This is a genomic window from Blastococcus sp. SYSU DS1021, assembly GCF_054050995.1.
In genome coordinates this window covers 1-3,789 of record NZ_JBJHAL010000048.1, presented here as the reverse complement: position 1 = coordinate 3,789, position 3,789 = coordinate 1, and the positions used below count along the sequence as shown (strand labels likewise).

The window sequence follows — 3,789 nt, the reverse complement described above, 5'->3', positions numbered from 1 at the left end:
CGGCGGGACCCGGCACGGGGGCCGTTCCAGGACGTCACCTGCTCCCCACCACTCGCTGCGCTCACGGCGGGACCCGGCACGGGGGCCGTTCCAGGACGTCACCTGCTCCCCACCACTCGCTGCGCTCACGGCGGGACCCGGCACGGGGGCCGTTCCAGGACGTCACCTGCTCCCCACCACTCGCTGCGCTCGCGGCGGGACCCGGCACGGGGGCCGTTCCAGCGCGTCGGCCGTCAGCCGCCGCTCTCGACCCCGAGGTACGCCTGCACGATCCGCTCGTCGGCGAGCAGCTCGTCGGCCGGCCCCGAGTGCACCACCTCCCCGCTCTGGAGCACGTACCCGTGGTCGGCGGCGCGCAGCGCCCGGCGGGCGTTCTGCTCCACCAGCACCACCGTGGTGCCCGAGGCGCGGATCTCCTCGATGACGCGGAAGACCTCGTCGACGATCTTGGGCGCCAGCCCCATCGACGGCTCGTCCATGAGCATGACCGTCGGCCCGGCCACCAGGGCACGGGCGATGGCGAGCATCTGCTGCTCGCCGCCGGAGAGCGCTCCGGCCGGCAGCGCCCGGCGCTCGGCCAGCACCGGGAACCGGTCGTACATCGCGTCGACGGAGCGCGCGCCGCTGGCCCCGGAGTGCCACGTGCCCATCTGGAGGTTCTCCTCGATGGTGAGCGTGGCGAGGATCTGCCGGCCCTCGGGCACCTGCACGAGGCCCCGCCCCACCAGCTTGTGCGCCGGGGTGCGGGTGATGTCCTGGCCCTCGAACGTGATCCGCCCACCTGCCGGCCGCAGCATGCCGGAGACGGCGTTGATGACCGAGGACTTGCCCGCCCCGTTCGCCCCGACGAGGGTCACCAGCGAGCCCCGCTCGGCTCGGAAGCTGACGCCCCGGACGGCCTCGACCCGTCCGTAGGTCACCCGCAGGTCCTCGACGGCGAGGATCGGATCGCTCATCTCGCATCCCCCGGGGTGGTGTCGGGCGTGTCCAGGGTGCCGGCGGCGCCTGGTCGCACGTTGGCGACGGCGTCCGGTGGCACGGCGTCGTCGCCGGCCGCGGTCGGGTCCACCTGGGTGCCATCGGCGATCGAGCCACCACCGTCGTCGTCCCCGGCCGAGCCCAGGTATGCCTCGATGACCACCGGGTCGGCCGCGACCTGGTCCGGCGCGCCGCTGGCGATCACCTCGCCGAAGTTGAGGACCACGACCCGGGTGCAGGTCTTCAGGACCATGCCGACGTTGTGCTCGATGAACAGGATGGTCAGCCCGTCCCGCGCCAGCGACCGGATCAGCTCGGACAGCCGCTCCGCCTCGACGCGGTTCATCCCCGCGGCCGGCTCGTCGAGGATCAGCAGGGAGGGGTCGGAGGCGAGCGCACGGGCGATCTCGAGCCTGCGCTGGTCGCCGTAGGAGAGCGCCTCCGCCCGGCTGGCGGCGAGCTCGGTGAGCCCGACGCGCTCCAGGCAGCGGGCCGCCTGGCGCAGCGCGGCCCGCTCGTCCCGCCGCGCCGACGGCAGCCAGAGCAGCCGCCGCAGGAAGGTCGGCCGGCTGACCAGGTGCGCCCCGACCAGCACGTTCTCCAGCGCCGACAGCCGGTTGAACAGCTTCGAGTGCTGGAAGGTGCGGCTCACGCCCGCTGCCGCGATCCGGTGCACCGGCGTGGCGCCGATCGTCGTCCCGAGCACCGTCGCACTGCCGGAGCTGGGTGGGACCAGCCCGCTGATCATGTTCACCAGCGTCGTCTTGCCGGCTCCGTTGGGGCCGATCAGGCCGACGACCTCGCCGGCCCGGATCTCCAGGTCCACGCCCCGGACGGCGTGCACCCCGCCGTACTCCTTGCCCAGGCCGGCGAGGGTGACCACCGGCTCCCCGGCCGTCGGGTGGCGACGGGCGGCGAGGCCGGTGGCGTCGTCGTCGACCCCGCCGGAGGGCATCCGGGTGCGGCGCGGGATCAGGCTGGCCAGGCCACCGGGCAGGAAGAGGATGACGACCAGCAGGAGCAGGCTGGCGAGGAACGGCCGGATCCAGCCGGCCTCCACGCCGACCGCCCGCTGGAGCTCGGGGACGATCGTCTGGAACCCGCTGCCCAGCAGCGGCCCGAGGAACATCGTGGATCCCCCGACCACCGCGGTGACCAGTCCCTCCACGGCCGCCGTGAAGTCGAAGTCGTTGGGGGCGATGAGCCGGACGTAGTAGGCGTAGAGGACGCCGTACAACCCGGCGACCGCGCCCGCGGTGACGAACGCGGCGAGCCGGTGGCGCCCCACGTCGATGCCCATGGAGCGGGCGGCCAGCTCGTCCTCCCGGATGGCCTCCAGCGCGCGGCCGTAGCGCGAGCGCCCCATCCGCCAGAACCAGTACGCGACCAGCGCGAGCGCGGTCCAGGCCATGCCGACGGTCAGGACCCGGGGGACCCCCAGGCCCTGCGCGCCGCCGGTCCACTCCTGGTTGAGCAGGACCACGCGGACGGCCTCGGCGAACCCGAGGGTGGCGATCGCCAGGAAGACCCCGCGCAGGTGCATGGTCGGCAGGCCCAGGACGACGGCGCCGAGCGCGCCGACGGACATGCCGATCGCCACGGCGATCAGCAGCGCGGGGATCTCGCCGACGTCGGCGCCGGCGGGTGACAGGTAGGCACCGGAGAACGCTGCGAGGGAGGCGAAGCCCGCCTGGCCGAGGCTCAGCTGCCCGGCGATCAGGACGGCGTAGAAGGAGTAGGCGAAGATCGCCCCGAGGGCGATGAAGGTGAGCGTGGTGGCGTACTGGCCCAGCATCAGACCTCCCGGACCTTCCGCGCGCCGAGCAGCCCCTGCGGGCGCAGCAGCAGGATCACGAACAGCAGGCCGAAGGCGATGACGTTCACCCACGACGAGCCGATGTACTGGACGGCGAACACCTCGGCCAGGCCCAGCAGCAGCCCGCCGATGAGGGCGCCGGGCAGCGAGCCCATGCCGCCGACGATGATGACTGCCAGCCCCTTGAGCTCGATGGCCGCGCCCATGCCCAGCTGGGCGGTGTTCACGTTGATCGCGAACAGCACGCCGGCGACCGCGCCGAGCGCCGAGGAGATCGCGAAGGTGACCGCGGTGACCCGGTCGACGTTCACGCCGAGCACCCGCGCCGCCGTCGGGTTCTCGGCGACCGCGCGCATCCCCCGGCCCAGCCGGGTGCGGGTGACCATGTAGGTCAGCGCCACCATCAGGGCGAGGGAGACCGCGAGGATGACCACCTGCACGAGGGTCACCTGGGCGCCGAACACCTCGAACCGGGTGTCGGGGAACGAGCCCGGGGGGAAGCGGCGGGTGTCCGGGCCGTAGCGCCACTGCAGCAGCGCGATCAGCATGCCGGCGAGCGCGATCGAGGAGATCAGCCCGGCGAAGTGGGCGTCGGCGCGGCCCTTGAGCGGCCGGAACGCCACCCGCTCGATCACCAGCCCCAGGACGGCGCCGAAGACGAAGACGATCGGCAGCGCGGCCCAGAGGGACAGCCCGCCCCGCTCGACCAGCTCGATGCCGACGAAGGCGGAGGCCGCGAAGACCGCGGGGTGCGCGAGGTTCAGCCGGTCGAGGATGCCGAAGACCAGCGTGAACCCGATGGCGAACAACGCGTAGATGGAGCCGATGAAGATGCCGTTCAGGAGCTGCTGCACAGAGGTGCCTGTTCTCGTCGTGGGTGCCCGGGCACGGTAGCCGACACGCCCGCCGGGGGCCCGGCCGCGGGCCGGGGCCCCGCGGGGGGGGCGCGCGGTGGCCGCCGCTCACGGGGGCGGGGCCCCGGAGCTTATTAAACC

3 protein-coding genes are annotated in these 3,789 nt (G+C 73.5%); all 3 read right to left on the bottom strand.

The features are described from left to right. Nucleotides 1–233: 233 nt before the first annotated feature. Genes ACI8AP_RS20930 through ACI8AP_RS20920 form a run of 3 tightly spaced genes read right to left on the bottom strand, consistent with a single transcriptional unit; the run spans nt 234 to nt 3,648 of the window. On the bottom strand, nt 234–956 hold the full coding sequence (locus ACI8AP_RS20930) for an ABC transporter ATP-binding protein (protein ID WP_456591302.1): 723 nt from the start codon (nt 954–956) through the stop codon (nt 234–236). After that, a complete protein-coding gene (locus tag ACI8AP_RS20925) occupies nt 953–2,773 on the bottom strand; it encodes a branched-chain amino acid ABC transporter ATP-binding protein/permease (RefSeq protein WP_456591301.1) in 1,821 nt (606 codons plus the stop codon). Before ACI8AP_RS20925 ends, ACI8AP_RS20930 begins: the two co-directional genes overlap by 4 nt. Continuing rightward, entirely contained in the window at nt 2,773–3,648 is an 876-nt protein-coding gene (locus tag ACI8AP_RS20920; protein ID WP_456591300.1) for a branched-chain amino acid ABC transporter permease, read from the bottom strand. Before ACI8AP_RS20920 ends, ACI8AP_RS20925 begins: the two co-directional genes overlap by 1 nt. Nucleotides 3,649–3,789 lie beyond the last annotated feature (141 nt).